Source organism: Mycolicibacterium tusciae, from assembly GCF_002086795.1.
GTDB classification, from domain to species: domain Bacteria; phylum Actinomycetota; class Actinomycetes; order Mycobacteriales; family Mycobacteriaceae; genus Mycobacterium; species Mycobacterium tusciae.
The window spans coordinates 65,789-84,827 of the sequence record NZ_MVIM01000015.1 but is presented as its reverse complement, the minus strand read 5'-3'; the positions used below and the strand labels follow the sequence as shown (position 1 = coordinate 84,827).

At 65.0% G+C, this 19,039-nt stretch carries 20 protein-coding genes; 13 read left to right on the top strand and 7 right to left on the bottom strand.

Annotated elements, in window-relative coordinates; genetic code table 11:
• The first annotated feature begins 167 nt into the window (after nt 1-167).
• The 10 genes from BST47_RS23245 (at nt 168) to BST47_RS23205 (ending at nt 6,990) form a co-directional block, all read left to right on the top strand.
• Nucleotides 168-671, top strand: a complete 504-nt coding sequence (locus BST47_RS23245) for a YkgB family protein (RefSeq protein WP_083128024.1) — start codon at nt 168-170, stop codon at nt 669-671.
• The gene (locus BST47_RS31695; protein ID WP_420094060.1) at nt 664-879 is read left to right on the top strand and encodes a hypothetical protein; all 216 of its coding nucleotides are present in this window, start codon (nt 664-666) and stop codon (nt 877-879) included. The genes BST47_RS23245 and BST47_RS31695 overlap by 8 nt, the downstream gene beginning before the upstream one ends.
• 21 nt (nt 880-900) lie before the next feature.
• Entirely contained in the window at nt 901-1,536 is a 636-nt protein-coding gene (locus tag BST47_RS23240) for an RNA polymerase sigma factor (protein WP_083128096.1), read from the top strand.
• A complete protein-coding gene (locus tag BST47_RS23235; RefSeq protein WP_207568674.1) occupies nt 1,533-1,772 on the top strand; it encodes an anti-sigma factor family protein in 240 nt (79 codons plus the stop codon). The genes BST47_RS23240 and BST47_RS23235 overlap by 4 nt, the downstream gene beginning before the upstream one ends.
• A gap of 515 nt (nt 1,773-2,287) precedes the next feature.
• Nucleotides 2,288-2,989, top strand: a complete 702-nt coding sequence (locus tag BST47_RS23230; RefSeq protein ID WP_207568673.1) for a class II aldolase/adducin family protein — start codon at nt 2,288-2,290, stop codon at nt 2,987-2,989.
• Nucleotides 2,990-3,073: 84 nt separating this feature from the next.
• Nucleotides 3,074-4,501, top strand: a complete 1,428-nt coding sequence (locus BST47_RS23225) for an aromatic ring-hydroxylating dioxygenase subunit alpha (RefSeq protein ID WP_083128023.1) — start codon at nt 3,074-3,076, stop codon at nt 4,499-4,501.
• The gene (locus tag BST47_RS23220; RefSeq protein ID WP_083128022.1) at nt 4,498-5,124 is read left to right on the top strand and encodes a 3-phenylpropionate/cinnamic acid dioxygenase subunit beta; all 627 of its coding nucleotides are present in this window, start codon (nt 4,498-4,500) and stop codon (nt 5,122-5,124) included. The genes BST47_RS23225 and BST47_RS23220 overlap by 4 nt, the downstream gene beginning before the upstream one ends.
• Nucleotides 5,121-5,405 carry a dihydrodiol dehydrogenase gene (locus BST47_RS23215; protein ID WP_234809839.1) on the top strand — a complete coding sequence of 95 codons (285 nt, stop codon included), beginning with the start codon at nt 5,121-5,123 and terminating at the stop codon, nt 5,403-5,405. The genes BST47_RS23220 and BST47_RS23215 overlap by 4 nt, the downstream gene beginning before the upstream one ends.
• On the top strand, nt 5,402-6,214 hold the full coding sequence (gene hcaB, locus BST47_RS23210) for a 3-(cis-5,6-dihydroxycyclohexa-1,3-dien-1-yl)propanoate dehydrogenase (RefSeq protein ID WP_083128021.1): 813 nt from the start codon (nt 5,402-5,404) through the stop codon (nt 6,212-6,214). The genes BST47_RS23215 and hcaB overlap by 4 nt, the downstream gene beginning before the upstream one ends.
• A 2-nt stretch (nt 6,215-6,216) precedes the next feature.
• On the top strand, nt 6,217-6,990 hold the full coding sequence (locus BST47_RS23205; protein WP_234809838.1) for an IclR family transcriptional regulator: 774 nt from the start codon (nt 6,217-6,219) through the stop codon (nt 6,988-6,990).
• 5 nt (nt 6,991-6,995) lie between these two features.
• Here BST47_RS23205 and BST47_RS23200 read toward each other — a convergent pair whose 3' ends face one another.
• Nucleotides 6,996-7,442, bottom strand: coding sequence for a hypothetical protein (locus BST47_RS23200; RefSeq protein WP_133056240.1), 447 nt, complete (start codon nt 7,440-7,442; stop codon nt 6,996-6,998).
• A gap of 375 nt (nt 7,443-7,817) precedes the next feature.
• Between BST47_RS23200 and BST47_RS23195 the strand changes: the two genes are divergently transcribed.
• Nucleotides 7,818-8,957: a serine hydrolase domain-containing protein gene (locus tag BST47_RS23195; protein WP_083128019.1), complete on the top strand. Its 1,140-nt coding sequence runs from the start codon at nt 7,818-7,820 to the stop codon at nt 8,955-8,957.
• A gap of 47 nt (nt 8,958-9,004) precedes the next feature.
• Here the strand turns inward: BST47_RS23195 and BST47_RS23190 are convergent, their stop codons facing one another.
• The 5 genes from BST47_RS23190 to BST47_RS23170 all read right to left on the bottom strand — a co-directional run bounded on the left by BST47_RS23190 (nt 9,005) and on the right by BST47_RS23170 (nt 13,326).
• Nucleotides 9,005-9,928, bottom strand: coding sequence for a DUF4436 domain-containing protein (locus BST47_RS23190; RefSeq protein ID WP_083128018.1), 924 nt, complete (start codon nt 9,926-9,928; stop codon nt 9,005-9,007).
• Nucleotides 9,929-10,070: 142 nt separating this feature from the next.
• On the bottom strand, nt 10,071-10,949 hold the full coding sequence (locus BST47_RS23185; RefSeq protein WP_083128017.1) for a DUF4344 domain-containing metallopeptidase: 879 nt from the start codon (nt 10,947-10,949) through the stop codon (nt 10,071-10,073).
• 110 nt (nt 10,950-11,059) lie between these two features.
• Nucleotides 11,060-12,313 carry a TolB-like translocation protein gene (locus tag BST47_RS23180; RefSeq protein WP_083128016.1) on the bottom strand — a complete coding sequence of 418 codons (1,254 nt, stop codon included), beginning with the start codon at nt 12,311-12,313 and terminating at the stop codon, nt 11,060-11,062.
• Between the two features lie 97 nt (nt 12,314-12,410).
• Complete coding sequence (locus tag BST47_RS23175; RefSeq protein ID WP_083128015.1) at nt 12,411-12,893, bottom strand: hypothetical protein; 483 nt, start codon at nt 12,891-12,893, stop codon at nt 12,411-12,413.
• Nucleotides 12,894-12,939: 46 nt separating this feature from the next.
• Nucleotides 12,940-13,326 carry a DUF2237 family protein gene (locus tag BST47_RS23170; RefSeq protein ID WP_083128014.1) on the bottom strand — a complete coding sequence of 129 codons (387 nt, stop codon included), beginning with the start codon at nt 13,324-13,326 and terminating at the stop codon, nt 12,940-12,942.
• Between the two features lie 230 nt (nt 13,327-13,556).
• On the opposite strand from BST47_RS23170, the gene BST47_RS23165 reads away from it, so the two are divergent.
• Nucleotides 13,557-15,053 carry an alkaline phosphatase D family protein gene (locus tag BST47_RS23165; RefSeq protein ID WP_234809837.1) on the top strand — a complete coding sequence of 499 codons (1,497 nt, stop codon included), beginning with the start codon at nt 13,557-13,559 and terminating at the stop codon, nt 15,051-15,053.
• Between the two features lie 70 nt (nt 15,054-15,123).
• On the opposite strand, the gene BST47_RS23160 is transcribed toward BST47_RS23165, so the two are convergent.
• Nucleotides 15,124-17,496 (bottom strand): lysylphosphatidylglycerol synthase transmembrane domain-containing protein, encoded by a 2,373-nt coding sequence (locus tag BST47_RS23160; protein ID WP_083128012.1) that lies wholly within the window; start codon nt 17,494-17,496, stop codon nt 15,124-15,126.
• 133 nt (nt 17,497-17,629) lie between these two features.
• On the opposite strand from BST47_RS23160, the gene BST47_RS23155 reads away from it, so the two are divergent.
• On the top strand, nt 17,630-18,988 hold the full coding sequence (locus BST47_RS23155; protein WP_083128011.1) for a cytochrome P450: 1,359 nt from the start codon (nt 17,630-17,632) through the stop codon (nt 18,986-18,988).
• Nucleotides 18,989-19,039: the final 51 nt, after the last annotated feature.

Genomic DNA, 19,039 nt, shown 5'->3' with positions numbered 1-19,039 from the left:
TGCCTGCCACTCGGTCAGAGCGTCTGCCGCCTTCAGCGCCGGACCTGCCTCCGTTCGCCTGCAAGATCCAGAGGGCACCCATGTAACGCCTGCTGCATTCGGCGCCACTTCGCACGGTAACCATCAGCGGGGCCGTGATCGGCGCCGCACGGAGTGAAGGAGACGTTATGGCGGGGATCCATCTCGAGGGCAGGATCGACGAATCCTCGACGGAGTCGACGGTGGCACGAGTAGGCGCTGTGCTCGCGCGGTATGGCCTGGTTGTCGTGATCGGCTGGATTGGCCTTCTGAAGTTCACGGCCTATGAAGCGCAGGGCATCGAGCCGCTGGTGGCTCACAGTCCGTTCATGTCGTGGGTGTACGGGGTGTTCTCGGTGGGCGCCTTCGCGGCGCTGCTTGGCGTTGTCGAGGTGGGCACCGCGGTGCTGCTCGCGGTCAAGCCGTGGTGGCCGCGCCTGTCGGCGCTCGGCAGTGTTGCGTCGATTGGACTGTTCGTCGCCACGATCAGCTTTCTGTTCACGACGCCCGGCGTCGGCGAGGCATCGGCCGGCGGCTTCCCGTTTTTGTCGATGACAGGTCAGTTTCTGATCAAAGATGTTGCGCTGCTTGGGCTTTCGGTATGGAGTCTGGGCGACGCGCTGCGCGCGGCCAGGGTGGCGCAGCGTGCCTGAGCTCAGCTGGGATTTCTCTGGATTGCGGGCCCTCTTAATCAACTGCACGTTGAAGAAGTCCCCGGAGCTCAGTAACACCGGCCGCTTGATCGACATGCATTTGGCCCGCATGCTGCGCGACGGTGGCGGAGTGCCGGCGTACGGAAACCTTCGAACCGGTTGGGATGCGGGGTGCCGGTATGACTTCGAGAACCCCGAGTACCGCTGAGCGGATACGATGCTGCTCGTCATGACCAGGACGGCTGGTGACGAAGAAGAACTCATCGCGGCCCTGCGCAACCGCGAGGAGTCCGCGTTCGCGTCTCTGGTGGACCGTCATACGCCTGCGATGCTGCGTGTGGCGCGAGGCTATGTGTCGAGCCGCGAGCTCGCCGAGGAGGTTGTTCAGGAGACCTGGATCGCCCTGCTCAAAGGAATCGACTCGTTTGAGGGCCGATCGTCTTTGCGCACATGGCTTTTCACCGTCATGATAAATATCGCGAAGCGAAAAGGCGTGCGCGAGCGTCGTGACGCTGATGTCGCGGTGATGGCCTTCACCGGCAGCACTGTCGATCCGGCGCGCTTCCGGGACGCCGACGACCGCTATCCACGGCACTGGAGACCGGAGCAACAGCCGTCGCCGTTTCCGGAGACGCCCGAAGGCTCGGTTCTCGGTGATGAACTCGTCAGCCTTGCGCAACGAGAGCTCGACAAGCTGCCCGAGCGGCAACGACTCGTTGTAACAATGCGCGACGTGCTGGGACTGGATTCCGCCGAAGTGTGCGAGCATCTCGGCATCACGGTCGCCAACCAACGGGTGCTCCTGCATCGGGGCCGAGCCGCGGTCCGGCAGGCCCTCGAGGACTATCTGAGGGAAAGCTCATGAGCACAGATTCGATGGACTGCAACGAGCTCGTGGAGTTGATCACCGCCTACCTCGACGGCTCTCTGGATCTGGAGGACCGTGCGCGGTTCGACACCCACCTGTTGGAATGCGAAGGCTGTGAGAACTACCTTCAACAGTTCCGCAGGACCGTGGGCACCATCGGCAAGATCCCCGTCGGCGAGCTCGATCCAACCTTCCGAGATCGCCTCCTTGACGTGTTCAAAGAATGGCATTAGACCGTCTGTAACGGTGGCGCAGTGCTCACACCCCTGGTCGCAATGCGTCGTCACCGGCGTGTGTCGCGGCCAAACCTAATGACCCAGCCACGCCGAAATCCCGCTACGAGCAGTAACCGTTCAGGCATTTGTGGTGTGAAGGCGGCACATCCTGCACGACAGCCTCCTCGCACCAGCCGCAGAGCGGCTGGCCTGACTCTTCACACGCACATGCCACGACGGCCCCTGACTATTCGACTCTGCTCGATTCGACCGCAGCATATCGCCTCCGAGAGACCAAACAATGCGCGCCCAATTGTCTAGTCGCACAACGAGGTTCGTTCTCTGCGACCGAACAACGCGGGCTCAACTGTCCAGTCGCACGGTAGGTAACCGCCGCAGCGAGAGTGGCCGTGAACACGGCTCTGATCGGCGGTGATGGGCCGACGGGGCAGTTCCTCGGCGACACCGACGAGATATACCCATGGTGACGCCGGGCTGGGTTCAGAATCGGTTGGAACGAGGAGGGCAACGCCGTGGACGATCCGATAGCAGAAGTCGTTTCAGCTAGTGCAGCGCTGGCGGCGCACGGCCTCACCGACATGGTGTGGGGCCACGCTTCGGTGCGCGATCCCGACGGCATCGGCGTCTGGATGAAGGCCAGCGGGTGGGGGTTCGACGAGGTGACGGCCGACCGCGTCGCTCTCGTGACGCCCGACGGTGACGTCGCCGCCGGAAACGGGCCGCGCCACATCGAGTATCCGATCCATACGGAGATCATGGCCGCCCGACCCGAGGTGCACTGTGTCGTCCACACTCACGCGCCGACACTCGCCGCCTTCGCGTCCCTCGATGTACCGCTGCGCCCGATATCCCACGACGGCGTCCTTTTCGAGGCCGGGTTACCGCGCTTCACCGTCACCGGGGCGTTGATTGCCAGTCGAGAACTCGGAAGCGCACTGGCCGCTGAACTCGGTGGTGCGCCGGCCATCTTGATGCCGTTCCACGGCGCTGCCGTCGCCGGCCCGAACGTCGCCAGCGCCGTGATGCACGCCGTCCTGCTCGAACGCGCCTGTCGTACCCAGCTGATGGCGATGTCCGCCGGGGGGCCGGCTATCTGGTCCGACCCTGCAGAGTCGGCGTTCAAGCGCGAACAAGCGTGGAATCAGAAGCAACTCGACGCTGGATATCAGTATCTGCTTCGCAAGAGTCGAGACGGCACGTCCGAGCATCCTTGACTAGCGCCCCGGTATAGAGAAATCCTTCTAACTGGCGGAGATGGCTTTCTGTCTGTCAGAGACTGCCCCGGTTGGAGGATTGCGATGCCCGACCTCGTGGATGTCCTGGCTGCAGTGCGCCGGGGCATGATCCCCGCCCACATCTACAACGACGCCGAGATCTTCGCCCTCGAACGGGAGCGGATCTTCAGCCGGTCCTGGATATTCGTCGGACACGAGTCAGAGGTTCCGCTCGAAGGTGACTACGTGGTCAGGCGCGTGCTCGACGATTCGTTCGTCATCGCGCGCGACTCGAAGGGCGAGATCAGGGCGATGTTCAACATGTGCCTGCACCGGGGCATGCAGGTGTGCCGCGCGGAGATGGGCAACGCCTCGAACTTCCGATGCCCTTATCACGGGTGGTCGTACCGCAATGACGGACGCATCCTCGGCTTGCCGTTTCATCACGAGGCCTATGGAGGTGAGCAAGGCTTCAAGAAGCGCGGTCAGACTCTGCTGCCCGCCCCGAGCCTCGCCAGCTACAACGGACTGATTTTCATCAGCATGGATGCCAACGCCGAACCACTCGAGGACTATCTCGGCGACTTCCGGTTCTACCTCGACTACTACTCCAGGCAGAGCTCGGCCGGTTTGGAGGTCCGCGGTCCCCAGCGATGGCGCATCAACGCCAACTGGAAGATCGGCGCCGAGAACTTCGCCGGCGACATGTATCACACGCCGCAGACGCACACGTCCGTCGTGGAGATCGGCCTGTTCCGCGAGCCCAAGGCGGAAAAGCGCAAGGACGGCGCCACCTACTGGGCCGGGGTCGGCGGAGGCACCACCTACAAACTGCCGCCCGGCGATTTGCGGGAGCGGATGCGCTACGTCGGCTACACCGACGACATGATCGCGCGCATCGAACAGATCTGGTCGTCGGATCAGCAGAAGCTAATCGGCGGCGACGGCTTCATGATTTCGGCGGCGTCCTGCTTCCCGAACATGAGCCTGGTGCACAATTGGCCGAAGGTGGAGGACGGTGACGCCGTCCTGCCGTTCATCTCGCTGCGGACGTGGCAACCGATCAGTGCACACGAAACCGAGGTCTACTCCTGGTTCGCCGTCGACTCGGCGGCACCGGAGGATTACAAGAAGAACTCCTACAAGGCGTATCTGATGTGTTTCGGCTCAACGGGCATGTTCGAGCAGGACGATGTCGAGAACTGGGTGTCGCTGACCAACACCGCGGCGGGCTCGATGGCGCGGCGGCTGCAGCTCAACAGTCGGATGGGGCTACTGGAGGACGATACACACGTCGGAAAGCGCTTGCTGCCCAACGAATTCCATGGACCCGGCCTAGCGCAGGTCGGCTACAACGAAGCCAATCAGCGTGCTCTGCTGCGATTGTGGGCCGACCATCTGGAGCGTCCGGTCGAGGCCTCGTCGACGGTGGCGGTCGGGACACGCGCCGACGGGATCGAGCCGCTGCTTCAGACGGCCAGCCTTCCGGTTGCGGATGGAGCGCGGGTATGACTGCGCCGCAGCATGATCGAGCCAGCGGATTCCGCCGATTCGGGCGCGGCGAGACATACTCCGAGCAGTCGGTACTCGGCGACCACGCCGCGCGTGACCGTCGCGTCGGAAGCACGCTGCCCTTCAACGATGAGCGCCACCTGCGCGCCCACCAGTTCCTCGTCGATGAGGCCTACCTGCTCGATGCCCAAGCGTACGGCGAGTGGCTGGACTTGTTCACCGACGACGTGCACTACGTGATGCCGGTGCGAGTTTCGACCGCGTTGGGCACCGGGTACGACTCGTCGCCGGGTATGGCTCACTTCGACGAGAACAAGTACTCGTTGAGCCGCCGGGTCGCCCGGTTCCGCACCGAGCACGCGTGGACGGAGGATCCGCCGTCTCGGCTGCGGCACTACATCACCAACGTGCGTACCTTCGCGACCGACAAGGACGACCACCTCATCGTCGACTCGGCCGAGCTGCTGTTCCGTAGCCGCGGCGACGTCAACGAAGCCGCAACCGTGTCGTGTGGCCGTGAAGACCTGCTGCGGCGCGAAGGAGACCGCTGGAAAATCGCCCGGCGCACGATCTTCATCGACGAATCGGTCATCCGCATGCAGAACCTGGCGATCTTTCTATGAGTACCGGAGACGGCCGGACATCGGCACTGCCGCAGAGTCTGCTCGACGCTCGCGTCGGCGATCCGATCGTCATCGCGAACGAGTTCAGTGCCACCGAGGTCTACCGCATCGAGACCCGTAACGGAACGCGGCTGCTCATCACGTCACCCCGCACGGGACGCTGGATCACCCTGGACGCGTTGGAGGTGGAAGCCCTGACGTGGCAGAACACGGCCACACTCGAGGCGATGATAAGTAACCCCAACGCGCCGCTGGTCCCCGACGCCGAGGGCGACCGATGACCGGATGGCTCGACGGTAAACGCGCGCTGATCGTCGGGGCCGGATCCGGTATCGGCCGAGCCGTCGTTGACGCGTTTCGCCGTGAGGGCGCGCAGTTGGTGGCGTTGGAACGTGACGCCGACAAGTGCATCGCCCTGCGCGACGAACTCCCCGACGTACCCGCGATCGAGGGCGACGCGACGACCAGGGCAGCCAACGTCTACGCCGTCGACGCCGCCGTCGATGCGTATGGGGGACTGGACACCCTGGTCAACTGTGTGGGCGTGTTCGACTTCTACCAAGGCCTGACCGACATCGCCGAGGACCGCCTCGACGCGGCCTTCGAGGAGATGTTCCGAGTCAACGTGTTGAGCCATCTGCAGTCGGTCAAGGCGGCAGTCCCGGTCTTGCAGCGCGGGACTGGATCGTCGGTCGTGCTCGCGGAGTCGGCATCCTCGTTCTATCCCGGACGCGGCGGGGTTCTTTACGTTTCGTCGAAGTTCGCGGTCCGCGGGTTGGTCGCCAGCCTCGCCTATGAACTAGCGCCGCGCATCCGGGTCAACGGTGTCGCCCCGGGCGGCACGGTCAAGACCGATCTGCGAGGCTTGACCACGTTGGGCCAGAGCGAGTTTCGACTCGGTGACGATCCCGATCGCGCCAGTGGTCTTAAGGCGCGAACTCCCCTGAACGTGGCGTTGACGGCCGAAGATCACGCCTGGAGCTTTGTGTATCTGGCTTCTGATCGTGCACGCGGAATCACCGGGGACACTTTGCATCCCGACGGCGGGTACGGGCTCGGGCCCAGTCCATCGCCGACCAAGGTCATGTGATCGTGACAGCCAGCGGACCGATGCCGCAATACCCGATCGAGTCGGTGGACAACGCGTTGAAGGTCGTACTACTCCTCGCGGAACGGGGCGAACTCCGGTTGACCGACGTGAGCGACTACCTCGGCGTCGCATCCTCGAGTGCCCACCGAATGTTGGCGATGTTGCTCTATCGCGGTTTCGTCCAACAAGACCCGAAGACAAAGATCTACACCGCAGGCACCGCGCTGACGAAGATTGCCTTCTCCATCACCCGTCGTCTGGACTTCCTGGCGCCGCTGCGGCCGTATCTGGAGAAGCTCAGCTCCACGCTCGACGAGACGGTGCATCTGTCGATGCTCGACAACACGGCGGTCTGTTTCGTGGACGCGATCGAAGGCTCGAAGGTGGCGCGGACCGCTTCGCGGGTGGGCATGGCGCTACCCGCGAGTACGACGGCGTCCGGCAAGGCGATGCTCGCCGGGCTGTCGCTCGTTGAACTCGAGAAGCTTTATCCGACAGAAGAACTCGTTACCCTCACCGACCGCAGCATCAAGACCAAAGCCGGATTGCTGCGCGAGCTCGCACAGATCCGGCGGCGCGGTTACGCGTGCAGCTCTGAGGAGAGCGAGGCGGACGTCTCGTCGATTGCGGTCGCGTTTCCCGCTCGCGAAGGGTTGCCGCACCTGGCCTTCAGCACAGCGATACCGCGTCCGCGGATGAGCCCGACGGACAAGCGTCGCATCGGCGAGATCGTGATGGGCGTGGTCGACGATGCCGCGCAGCTACTGAAAACCTAGCGCGCTCAGGCGGCGTGGCGATCCGACCGTGCGCCATCGATGATGCCGGCGGCAAAGGCATCGGCCGCCTTGTGGGGGTGGCCGCTGAGCATGTTGAGCTTGATCGCGAACATCTGCGCGTTCCCGCTCGCACCGTACGAGTACGGCTGCCTGCGGCGGATGTCGGCGCCTGCGTTCTTGATGACGAGGTGGACCTCGTCGTCGGGCTGATCGGGCGAGCGGGTGACGTCGACCTTCGCGCTCAGCCCGCCGATGGGAAATCGTTCCGCGTCACGGCCTGAACCGACGATGAGAAGACTGCGGGTCAACCGCAGGTCATTCCACGACAGCAGTACGCCGTCCATGCGATCTTGACGCTGTTGGTATTGCTCCAAGACGAACGCGATGGCCATCACTATCGCCAGCGGGATGGCTATCGCCCCGATCCACGCGTGCCCCAAAAACGGGTCCATCGTTCCCCCCTTCACATGGATGCCTGGGTCCAAATGAATTCATCGACGGTGATGTCCATCACACCATTACCCGATGGCAAATTTCGCGAAATCGCAGAATTCGACACCGAAATCTGTGCAGAAGACCGCGCTTCCTGTGTTGTCGGTGGCAGCTGTGACCGGCGATACGCCTGTGACTAGAAAGGGGTACGTGCTGTCAGCAACGTGTCGTCGGGATCGCTGACGTTCAGCTTCGGATCAACGGCAGCGTGATCGTGCGGTCCGAAGAGCTCATCGTCCAATCCCGTTGCCTGCTGGCCGATCTCATCCTCGGTGATTCGCTCGTACAGCAGTCACTCAGGTTGCGTGGATATATTGTCGGCGCGGGAGGTAGCCATGGTGACTCGTTGCGCCGGGGCAACCCGTAAGCGACAGCTGGCGATTCGGCTTGTCGTCGTTGCACTGCTCCTCGGGGCGTGCAGCAGCGCATACGAGCCGGCGCCGGGAACCCACGACAGAACCGCGGCCACCGCGGCATTCGCGCCGGACGAATCCGCGGCCCGCAGCCAGGACGTGCTCAACGGCGCCATCATGCTTGACGAGCCCGGCTGCTCCGCCGCGGTCGGTGTCGACGGCGACGTGGTCTGGAAAGGCGTCCGTGGTCTCGCCGATCTGAAAACCAGCGCCGAGATCACCGACACCACCGTCTTCGACATCGCTTCTGTGTCCAAGCAATTCACCGCCACCGCGCTCCTGTTGTTGGTTGACGCGGGCAAGCTCTCGCTCGACGACACCCTGGCCTCCGTGGTGCCGGGGCTCCCCGCGTGGGCCGAAACCGTGACCGTCGGACAAGTCATGCATCAAACGAGTGGAATCCCGGACTACATCGGACTGCTTGAAGACGCCGGCTATCAGTACAGCGACCGCACGACGCAAGAGCAGGCGCTGCAGATCCTCGCCCAGGTACAGGATTTGGAGTTCGAGCCCGGCGACCAGTTTGAGTACTCGAATTCCAACTACCTGTTGCTGGCCGACATCGTCCGGCGGGTCTCCGGCCAACCCTTGCCCGCCTACCTGAGCGCCCAGGTCTTCAAGCCGCTCGATCTAGCCATGGCGATGGATGCCGGCAGCTCGATCCCGGGCAAGGCCCTGTCCTACGGGTTCGACGAGGACACCTCCGAGTACACCGTCTCGAATTCCGCATGGGAGCAGGTCGGTGACGGCGCCATCCAAACCACACCCACCCAACTCGTGCGGTGGGCCGATAACTATCGGACCGGCAAGCTGGGCGGCCAGCGGCTGCTCGACGAGCAGGTCGAAGGGGCCGCAGACACCGGATCCGGCGACGGGGACCGTTACGGCGCCGGCATCTTCGTATACCCCGACGGCAGCCTCGACCACGACGGCTCCTGGGCTGGATTCGTCAGCGCGTTCCGCGTCAGTGCGGACCGGCACACGTCCATCGCCGTCACCTGCAACACCGACACGCAGGACCCCGTGGCGATCGCCGACGAACTTCAGGACATCTGGGAATAGAACTTGGACGTACCGAATGTCGTTACGTCCAAGACCTACTCCGTTCTCTAGTCGACCTGTTTCCACCAGGAGATGACAGCCATCAACATCGCCGTCACCAAGGCGACGAGGACCCACAGCACGAGGCCGACGTCGATCCACGCGCCCGGCGGCGGTGCTCCCGGCAAGATGTTTCGCAGCGGGACAACCGCGAACAGCATCGCGGCGTACCACGTCAGGAACGGCATCTGGAATGCCTTCCGTCGCGTGATCACTTGCAGGGCAGTGGCAATCGCCAACGTGGGCAGCGTGATCAACACGATGCAGATGCCGAGATCGAATGCCAGCGGGCCGAGTGACCGCTTCATCGTCACCTGGATCGCTTCGTCGGTGCCCGAGGTCTGCGGTCCCGGAGCCACCTCGTCGGCGGTGATATCCCAGCCCTGCAGCGAGCCCTCTACCTCCACGCGGGCCGGCATGAACTGCCGCTCCTCGCCCGATCCGACCAGTAGCGTGGCGCTGATCGGCTCGCTCTTGTACGAGTCGAACGGCCAGTTGTTCACGTCGCCGTTGAGGTCGAGGGTGGTCGTCTTCTCGGCAGGCGCCTCCCCTGCAGGGAAGCTCAAGTCGCCCAACGTGTTCCACGGGAACAACCGCACCGATATGTCGGTGTTGAGTACCTCGAGACGTTCATCGGTGAGGTCATCCTGCGGAATGACGAGCACCTTGACGTCGGCTTGATAGTCGACGGTGCGCAAGGCCTTCACCGTCACGAGGACGACGGTCTCGGATCCGTCGCCGGTGTCGGCGGGACCCAACTCGGTCGACGAGCCCGACAGCCACCAGTAGGCGAACAGCGTGCCGAAGTAGGCCAGCAGGACCACCGCGACGACGCCGACGATGGTTCCGACGTGCCGGCCCGATTTGGGCTCGGGAGCCCCGTGTCGCGAATTTGCCTGGCGCTCTGGCGCCTCTGGCCTTTGGGGTTCCACGGACGGAATGCTAGGGCGGCTAGACGGTTCTGTCCTTGCTTTAGACACAGCCGTCTACGCCAATGTCAATAATGTTCACCTTCGCGCCTGCAAACCGACTACCAGCGAGTTATCAAGATCGCTTTTCGTCGGCTGGATAGCGCTACTTCCAGTGCGGTTCGAGCAACGTCGACCAGGCTTGGTCGAGCTGCTCCCACTCCGCCGGGCAGCCCGCTGCGCGATCCTCGGGAAGTTGTCCGTTGCCGACCAAATCGCCGTTGGCTTCGGGATTGGATCCGTAGATCCAGCAGTCCATGTTGTACACCCGCTGCAGATTCAGCGAGTGTTCGTCGGCCATGTCTTCGGCAGTGAACTCGGTTTGGACTTCTGCCAGTGCGGCGAACGCGCGTGCGAAGTCCTTCACGGACTGCACCGACTCCGGATCGACCGTTCCGTCATCCCCTGGCGTCAAAAGCAAGTACGCGGCGGCCTGATCGGCGACGTCCTCCTCGCGCCCGGTGACCGGCAGGTCATAGATGCTGATCGTCATGTGGCCGGTCTCGTGGTAGAACGTCGTGTACTCGGAGCCAAGCGCTGACTGGAGCGGATCGGCGTCGCCCGCCTTCGTGAAAACCGCCATGGACCAGTCGGTGTCCTCGTAGCACATGGTGATGGTGTTCTCGCTCTCGCTCCAATATGCGTTCGGGACACCGCATTGCGCCCCGCGCAGCGTGATGTCGTTGGGCAGCACGAGCGTCTGGTTTATGTCGTCGGCGAGGTCTTCGAGCATCCGGTTTTCCTGCTGAATCTTCTTCCCGTTCAGCGCTTCGGGGGTGTCGGCGTCTTCGTAGGTGACGATCATCGTCCCGCCGGGGCCTTCGGGGGCAGGTGCTTCCGGGGCACCGTTCTCGTCGACCTTTCCCTTCACCGACGTGTCCGCGGCTGCCGGCGTCTCGGGAGCGTCGGTCTCTTCTGTGGTCGCGCTGCCGCATCCGGCCACGATCAATCCAGCCGCCATCAGTGGCGCAATTCGACTGCGCATGGTCTCCCCTTAGCTGTGACCCCCGAAATTGACACGGTCGCAGATTTTGGGTGCGAAGTAAATGGTGACCAGCTGATTTGTTGAATCGGGATAGCGAGAGATGCCTCCGGCTAGGCCCTAGCCGGGTAGGCCAAGGCGTCGACGACGCCGCCGCCGTTGGTGTCACCGCCGAGCAGAACCGTCGACGTGCCCGCCTCCGGGTCGTAGTCGACGAGCGTCTCGCCGCTGCCGCACGACAGGGTCGCCTGCAACTGAAGGTTGCCGTCGTTGACGCCGAGCACGCGCACGCTGTGGTTGTCGTCCACCTCCGGAACCGACACCGGGGTTGTCGTACCTTCCGCGTTTAGCTTGGCGAGATACACGAAGCCGCATCCGCCCGCTGCCTGTACGAACGTGCCTTCCGGCACCTGCCACGCGTTGAGGTCGGCCATGTCGGGGCCCTGCGTTCCGTCGTTCTTCGCCGTCAGAGGCGTCGGCGCCGTGCCGTCGAGGGGAACAAGCCACAGCCGCGAATAGCTGAAATCCGGTCCGTTGCAACGGGTCAGGGCCACGTCGGCGTCCCACCACCGCATCGGTAGGCAATAGCTGGCGTCCGGCACCGGCAGCTCCTTGCCCGGCGTTCCGTCGTTGCCCATCCGGGTCAGGCCGCGACCGGTGCCGAGCACCAGTTCCGTGCCGTCGGGTGTGGAGATGAACGACTCGTTGAACTCGCTCCCGAGCTTGTCCACCGGGTACGTCAGCTGCTGCTTACCGGAGAGATCGACCCGCGTCAGGGATGCCGGGCCTTCGGTGGTCCGCGATTCGAGCAACAACACCGCTTTGCCTTCGGGCAGCGAGTAACGCGGGGTCACCGCGAAGCCGTCCTCGACCCGGAACGACGTCCGCTCACCGGTGCGCAGGTCGACCTGCATGACGGTCAGGTCGTCGCCGCGGCGGGAGAACAGTGCGCGGGTCCCGTCACCGGACCAGTCGACAAGGGTGGGTAGTGAACCGGATTCGCCGGGCGCCTCGAATGTCGTGATCGCGTAGCGGCCGCCCTCGGGATTGACGAGGTACAGCGTCGTCTCCGAGTTGTGGGGCGTCGGATCGCCCGGCTCGAACTCGTCACCGGCGTTCGTCGGGGTGGCGGCGTTCCACATCGCGAGCGTCCAACCGGGGCCGACCTCTGACCAAGGCACGTCCTGGAGGGGCGCTTCCTCGTTGTATGCGGCCATCGTTGCGGCATGGGGCGTCTGTGTTGAGGTGGCCGGCGCCGACGGCGCGGATGGCCCGGGGCGCGCGGCCGGTTCCGTTGACGACGAGCATCCCACCACCACCGCCGCCGTCGCCGCGACGACCGCGGCTCGACGAAAGATCTGATTCATGTGCAGTCCTTTCCAGTGGCGGAAGGGTGCACGAGGCGGCTTGGAGGATTCTTGATGCGGTCGGCGAACGGCGATTGAACTCGCTGATCAACGTTGGTCAGCGCGGGGTGAACTTGACCGCGACGATCTTGTCGCGGGCGAACGCCTCGGCGAACTCGCCGACGGTCGGGATGCGGTCGTCGCGGAATTTGAGACCCATCATCGTCTGGGCTTTCTTGACGCCGTAGGACTGGGCGGCGCGGTGCGCGAGATCGGCGACGGTGGCCGGGTCCGAAATGACTTCGCCGTGCATCTTCGTGGTCTTGCCGTTGTGCAGAACCTCGGCGTCGGCGCCGCCGCTGAAGTTGTGCTTCCACCCCGCGTTCGCGATGGCGTACAGCGCGCCGTCGATGTGGTGCGCGCTCACCGGAATCGAGAACTGGCGGCCGGACTTGCGTCCCTTGAAGTCGAGCACCATCAGCTGCTTGCGAAGTGAACCCGCCAGTGGGGTGCCCAGCAGCTTGCGCAGCATCGGGTTGACGATGCGGAGCAATTTTTCGGGCGGATGCGCAGCGGCGACAGCGGGGTCCTGATCGGTCATAGCGCACACGGTATGCCTGATCGGAGACGCGCTGACGGGTATTGCGCTAAAGGTTTTCCAGGTCGTCGGGGACGTCGACGGCGTTCTCGCGCAACGCCTCGATCGGTACGACGTCGAGCGTGCGTTCGTGGGTGCAGGCCAGGACGACCGGGGCCGCGTAGCCGTCCTGATATGCCCTCAGCCAGTTCACCGCGGTGACGCACCAGCGGTCGCCGGGCTCCAGACCTGGAAAGCGGTATTGCGGCATCGGGGTCGACAGATCGTTGCCGATGGAGCGTTGATGCTCGAGGAATTCAGCGGTCACGACGGCGCAGATGGTGTGCCTGCCCACGTCTTGAGGTCCGGTCGAGCAGCAGCCGTCGCGGTAGAAGCCGGTCATCGGATCGGTGCCGCACGGCTCGAGCGGGCCGCCCAATACATTGCGTTCACCCACCCGTTCAGTATGGCTTCTCCGATTCGCGCGAACGTGGGTTACCCGCACGTTCGCACCCCGGAAAGCGTGCGGGTAACCCACGTTCGTCGCGTCGTCTCCAGGTGTTCGCGCAATGGCCCGACCGGCGGGAGACACCGGATGTCCGCCCGTCACCGGCAGGACAGATGGCTTTCTGACACTCGGCCGTGTCCGTGCGTACGAGCCGCCGCGCCGTTCTCAAAGGTGCGCTCGTGCTCGGCGCGTTGCCGGTCGTCGGGTTCACCGGTGATCGCCGCTTGAGCCCCATCCGATCCGATCCGTTCACGCTCGGCGTGGCGTCCGGTGATCCCTCCGCAGACGGTGCGGTCATCTGGACACGGCTGGCACCGAATCCATTGGCCGACGACGGATTCGCAGGCATGCCGGCGCGGGGGATCGACGTCGAATGGGAAGTGGCGCGCGACGAGTGGTTCAGCCAGATCGAACAGCGGGGGATCGCGACAGCTGTCCCGGAGTCGGCGCACAGTGTGCACGTCGAACTCGCCGGACTGCGTCCCGGCGCCGAGTACTTCTACCGCTTCCGCACCGGTGGTCATGTGTCGCCGCCCGGCCGAACGCGGACCTCACCCGACGGCGGGTCGTTGGCACCGGTGACGATGTGCGTCGCGTCGTGCGCGAACTATCAGCAGGGCTGGTTCACGGCGTACCGCCGCCTCGCCGAGGAGCATCCGGATCTTGTTGTGCACCTGGGCGATTACCAATACGAGTACGCCGCTTCGGACAAGGGCGTGCGGGCGCATGCCGGTCCCGAAACGGTGACGCTGGCCAACTACCGGCAGCGGTACGCGCAGTACAAGACCGATCCGGACCTGCAGGCCGCGCATGCGGTGGCACCGTGGCTGGCGGTGTTCGACGACCATGAAGTGGCCGACAACTGGGCCGACGAAGTGCCGGAGAGACCCGACCCAGCATTTCCCCGTCGTCGTGCCGCGGCACTGCAGGCCTATTACGAGAACATGCCGTTGCGGCGGTCGGCGGTGCCGCGCGGCATCGACATGAAGCTCTACCGTCGGGTGCGGTGGGGCGGTCTGGCGACGTTGCACATGCTCGACACCCGGCAGTACCGCACCGATCAGCCGTGCGGCGATGGGTTCCGTACGAACTGCGACGAACGGGAGCTCCCGTCGGCCACACTGATCGGTGCCGAACAGGAACGCTGGCTGCTCAACGGGTTTCAGCGATCTCGTTCGCGATGGGACATCCTGGGCCAGCAGGTGTTCTTCTCGCAGGTGGAGTTCACGCCCGGTCCGGGTCGCGGCTTCAACCCCGATGCGTGGGACGGCTATGCGGCCAATCGCGAACGCGTCGTTCACGGCCTCGTGCACTCGCCCGTCCGCAATGCTGTGGTGCTCACCGGAGACGTGCATTCGCATTGGGCGGCCGAGGTGCATGCTCGGGCCGACGACCCGTTATCGCCCGTGGTGGCTACCGAGTTGGTGACGACGTCGATCAGCTCGGGCGGCGACGGGTCCGATATGCGCGACGATGTCGCGGCGGTGCTGCCCGAGAACCCGCACCTTCGGTACTTCAGCGGTCGCCGCGGATATGTGCGGGCCCGATTCGATGCGGACGAGATGCGGGCGGACTTTCGTGTGCTGCCCTACGTGTCGCGGCCGGGCGCCGAGGTGCGAACGGGGGCGTCGTTCGTCGTACCGGACCGCGCGCCGGCGCTGCACTCGCTCGCTTGAACTTCCGCGAACGTGGGTTACCCGCACACCAGGGGGCCCCGAAGCGTGCGGGTAACCCACGTTCGGCGCGCTAGATCCGCCCGTTCTGCGTCATCCACCGCATGACCTGCCAGCCGACGAACACCGGCAACCAGGTCGTCAGCACGCGGTAGAGCAGCACCGCCGGAACGGCGATCGCGGCGGTCATCCCGAATGCGGCCAGGCCGCCGATCAACGCGGCCTCCACCGCACCCACTCCGCCGGGCGTCGGCGCCGCCGAGGCCAACGTGCCGCCGATCATCGTCACGACGGTGACGGTGATGAACGAGGTGTCGCCGCCGAACGCCTCGATGGCCGCCCACAACGCGAACGCGTTACCGAGAGTGGTTGCTGCACAGCCGAGTACGATGACCACCAGTCGCTGGGGTTCGCGGCCCAGTTCGATGAGGTGGCCGATCACCTCCTGCAGTCGCGGCCGCACCGACGTCGCGAGCCAGCGTCGCAGGCGGGGCACCAGCAGGAAGGCGCCGATCAACCCCAGCAGCAGGCCGGCCACCAGATACAGAACGTTGACGCTGGGAACGAACCGCGAGAGGTTGGCGGACACACCCGCCGCGGTGCTGAAAAAGATCAGCAACACGATGTGCGTCATCACCTGCACCGATTGTTGCAGCGCGACAGCAGTCGTCGAGCGCATCGGGGTGACGCCGCCTTTCTGCAGATACCTCGCGCTGAGTGCAAGGCCGCCGACACCCGCCGGGGTCGTCGTCGCGGCGAACTTGTTGGCCACCTGCATGACGATCAGGCCCCGCAGCTTCACCACGCCGTCGGCGGCCGCCCACAGCGCCGCCGCCGCACCGAGATACGTCAGCCCCGACGCCGCCAGTCCCAGCAGCGCGAACCACCAATTCGCCGTGCGGAGTTCGGTGAGAAAGGTCGGCACCGAGCTGATGAACGGATACGCGACGTATACCAGCGCAATCAACAGCACGAGCTGGATCAGCTGGCCGCGGGTGAACCGCGTGACGGTCTCGGTCCGGATCTCATCGACGCGTGTCTGACGCTTCACCTCGTCACGCGCGGCGGAGATGACGGTCTTCGCATCGCGCACAGATTGCCGGATGTGCAGCGGCACAGCCGCTTTGGTGAGTCGCCGCGATGCCGATAGCACAGTGTCCTTGCCGAACGCATCGATGGCCGCCCGTACGGCCGACGGCGCGTCGTACAGATGGGTCGTCGTCACCAACAACTGTGCGATGTCCGAGCGCAGCTGCGCGTCGGTCGCACCGTACTCGGCGCTGTCGAAGCCACCGAACAACACGGTCTCCTCGACGGTGATCTCGCTGGCGCGCAGGTCTCCGTGTGAGATCTGGCAGTCGTGGAGTTCGCGCAACGACTCCCAGACTCGGTCGACGGGGATGGCTGCCGTGCAATCGCCGAGCGGCGTCCCGTGCGCGGGGGTGTGCGCGTACAACGTCCAGCTGCGCTCGAGTCCGGCCACGGCGATCGTGGAGATGTTGGCGAGCTTCAGCTGACCGATCGCGATCGCCATCAGCGCCCGGTGCTCTACCGCGCGTCGCATCGACGCGTGCAGTGGCGCGGTCTCGCGATCGCGGAACCGCACCTTTCGCCACACCTGCAGCAGCACACCGCCGCCGCGCTGGTGTGGTCCGTACATCTCCATCACGGCCGTCGTCTGCTGGTGTTCGCATTCCGCGTGCAGGATCAGCGGCCCGGCACCGGACGGTCGCACCACCTTGAGCGCGGTCACGACGCACCCGCGGCGCGCCATGGCGCGAACCGCCCCCTCCAGCGGTACATCGAGGCCGGGAGTGCCCACGACGAGCACGACCAGCGCGCCGATGAACCAGCCGACGGCGAGCCCGAACAGCGAGCGCGCCGGAACCACTGCGCTGATGACGAGATGGATCGGTACGAACGCCAGCAGCAGCGCCCACCACCACCGCCGCCACCGCGCGGGCAGCCAGGGCCCCGAAACGGTGAGCACCGCGGCGAGCATCGCGATCCACCGCGGATCGTCGACGAACTGCGACGGCACCGTGTCCAGACGACCCCGGAGGTCGAAGTGCCACTGCGGCGCCGCGATGCCGGCGTTGGTGATCGACAGCGCCAGACCGGCGATCGCGGCAGCGGCCGCGTATGCGCCGAGGAGTTTCCACTGCCTGCCGACGATGAGGCTGACCAGGATGACGAACGGCAACGCCAGGATGGCGACGCCATACGCCAGGTACACCAGGTTGGCCTGGGTGGGGGTGAGGACCGCGACGATCTCGGAGATCGACCGTTCCAGGGCGACCCACTCGTTGCGCGTGATCACCGAGCTGGTGATGACGACGGCGAGAAACACCCCGGACAGGACCACGCGGAAGATGTCGTTGGTCCGGTGGGTCAACGGTTGCAGCAAGCTGCCCGTGACGGTGATGTCCCGCCCGTCAACTCGCATAGACAAAGGATCTTTCGGATGCGGCGCGCCGGTGCGCGACTCGCCGACACATTAGCCGCACAACTCGTGTCCGAGGTTATCGGAAACGCCCAACCCGTTGCCTGGACCGACTCCCGCACGTACCGTATTAGGCATGAGTGCAACAGCGCGGAAAGCTCTCCCCCCTGGGCCGAAAGTGCCCGCCGCGGTGCAGTTGGTGTTGATGATGCGGTGGTGGCCGCAGTTCGTCGCGTCGTGCCGTCGCCGCTACGGGACGATCTTCACGCTGCGCAACATGATGATGGGCGAGATGGTCTATCTGGCCGACCCGGAGACCATCAAGATGGTGTTCGCCGGTGACCCTCGGATTTTCCATGCGGGCGAAGCCAATTCGATGCTGGGCGGTTTGTTGGGCTCGAGCTCGGTGCTGGTCATCGACGGCGACGTCCATCGCGAACGGCGCAAGCTGATGATGGCGCCGTTCCATCGTGATGCGGTCGCACGCCAGGCCGAGCTGATGGCCGAGATCGCGGCGGAGAACATCGCGGGCTGGCCGGTGGGCCAGGCGTTCGCGGTGGCGCCGAAAACGTCGGAGATCACGTTGGAGGTGATCCTGCGGACGGTGATCGGCGCCAGCGATCCGGTGCGGCTCGCCGCACTGCGCGACGTGATGCCCCGGCTGTTGAAAGTCGGCCCCTGGGAGTCGTTGGCCATCGCGAAGCCGAAGCTGCAGAAAAGCCCGGCATGGCGGCGGTTCGTACGCAATATGGCCGAAGCCGACCGGCTGCTGTACGCCGAGATCGCCGAACGCCGCGCCGATCCGAACCTCGCCGAGCGCACCGACGCCCTGGCCATGCTGGTTCAGGCCGGCGCGGCCGACGGAACCGGGATGAGCGACAAGGAATTGCGTGATCAGCTGATCACCCTGCTGGTGGCGGGCCACGACACCACCGCGACCGGGCTGGCGTGGGCGTTGGAGCGGCTCACCCGACACCCGCAGATTCTGTCGCGAGCCGTCGCCGCGGCCGAGGCCGGTGATGTCGCCGGTGACGAGTACCTCGACGCAATCGCCAAGGAGACGTTGCGGATCCGCCCGGTGGTCCCCGACGTCGGCCGGATCCTGAAGGAACCCGTCGAGGTCGGGGGATACCAGCTACCGGTCGGGGTGATGGTGGTCCCCAGCATCACGTCGGTGCACGCCGATCCGAACGTCTACCCGAACCCCGAGAAGTTCGATCCGGACCGGATGGTCGGCGCGACGCTGAGCCCGACGACGTGGTTCCCGTTCGGCGGCGGCAATCGGCGTTGTCTCGGTGCAGGTTTCGCGATGGTGGAGATGCGGATCGTGCTGCGTGAGATTCTGCGGCGCGTCGAGTTGAGCACCACCTCCGAGCCTGGTGAGAAGACGAGGCTCAAACACGTCATCATGACGCCGCAGCGCGGCGCACAGATCACCGTCCGTGCCGTCAAGAAGGTCGCGCCCACCGGCCAAGTTCGAGTCGCCCACTCGTAGGACTTTCTGGCAAACGTGATGTAGTTTCGATCGACACGTGACGCGGGGGGC

Excerpts from the sequence above, each read along its gene's own strand:
- BST47_RS23245 (WP_083128024.1), top strand. The coding sequence starts at position 168 with ATGGCGGGGATCCATCTCGAGGGCAGGATCGACGAATCCTCGACGGAG.
- BST47_RS23240 (WP_083128096.1), top strand. The coding sequence starts at position 901 with ATGACCAGGACGGCTGGTGACGAAGAAGAACTCATCGCGGCCCTGCGC.
- BST47_RS23235 (WP_207568674.1), top strand. The coding sequence starts at position 1,533 with ATGAGCACAGATTCGATGGACTGCAACGAGCTCGTGGAGTTGATCACC.
- BST47_RS23225 (WP_083128023.1), top strand. The coding sequence starts at position 3,074 with ATGCCCGACCTCGTGGATGTCCTGGCTGCAGTGCGCCGGGGCATGATC.
- BST47_RS23220 (WP_083128022.1), top strand. The coding sequence starts at position 4,498 with ATGACTGCGCCGCAGCATGATCGAGCCAGCGGATTCCGCCGATTCGGG.
- BST47_RS23215 (WP_234809839.1), top strand. The coding sequence starts at position 5,121 with ATGAGTACCGGAGACGGCCGGACATCGGCACTGCCGCAGAGTCTGCTC.
- hcaB (WP_083128021.1), top strand. The coding sequence starts at position 5,402 with ATGACCGGATGGCTCGACGGTAAACGCGCGCTGATCGTCGGGGCCGGA.
- BST47_RS23200 (WP_133056240.1), bottom strand. The coding sequence starts at position 7,442 with ATGGACCCGTTTTTGGGGCACGCGTGGATCGGGGCGATAGCCATCCCG.
- BST47_RS23195 (WP_083128019.1), top strand. The coding sequence starts at position 7,818 with ATGGTGACTCGTTGCGCCGGGGCAACCCGTAAGCGACAGCTGGCGATT.
- BST47_RS23185 (WP_083128017.1), bottom strand. The coding sequence starts at position 10,949 with ATGCGCAGTCGAATTGCGCCACTGATGGCGGCTGGATTGATCGTGGCC.
- BST47_RS23180 (WP_083128016.1), bottom strand. The coding sequence starts at position 12,313 with ATGAATCAGATCTTTCGTCGAGCCGCGGTCGTCGCGGCGACGGCGGCG.
- BST47_RS23175 (WP_083128015.1), bottom strand. The coding sequence starts at position 12,893 with ATGACCGATCAGGACCCCGCTGTCGCCGCTGCGCATCCGCCCGAAAAA.
- BST47_RS23160 (WP_083128012.1), bottom strand. The coding sequence starts at position 17,496 with ATGCGAGTTGACGGGCGGGACATCACCGTCACGGGCAGCTTGCTGCAA.
- BST47_RS23155 (WP_083128011.1), top strand. The coding sequence starts at position 17,630 with ATGAGTGCAACAGCGCGGAAAGCTCTCCCCCCTGGGCCGAAAGTGCCC.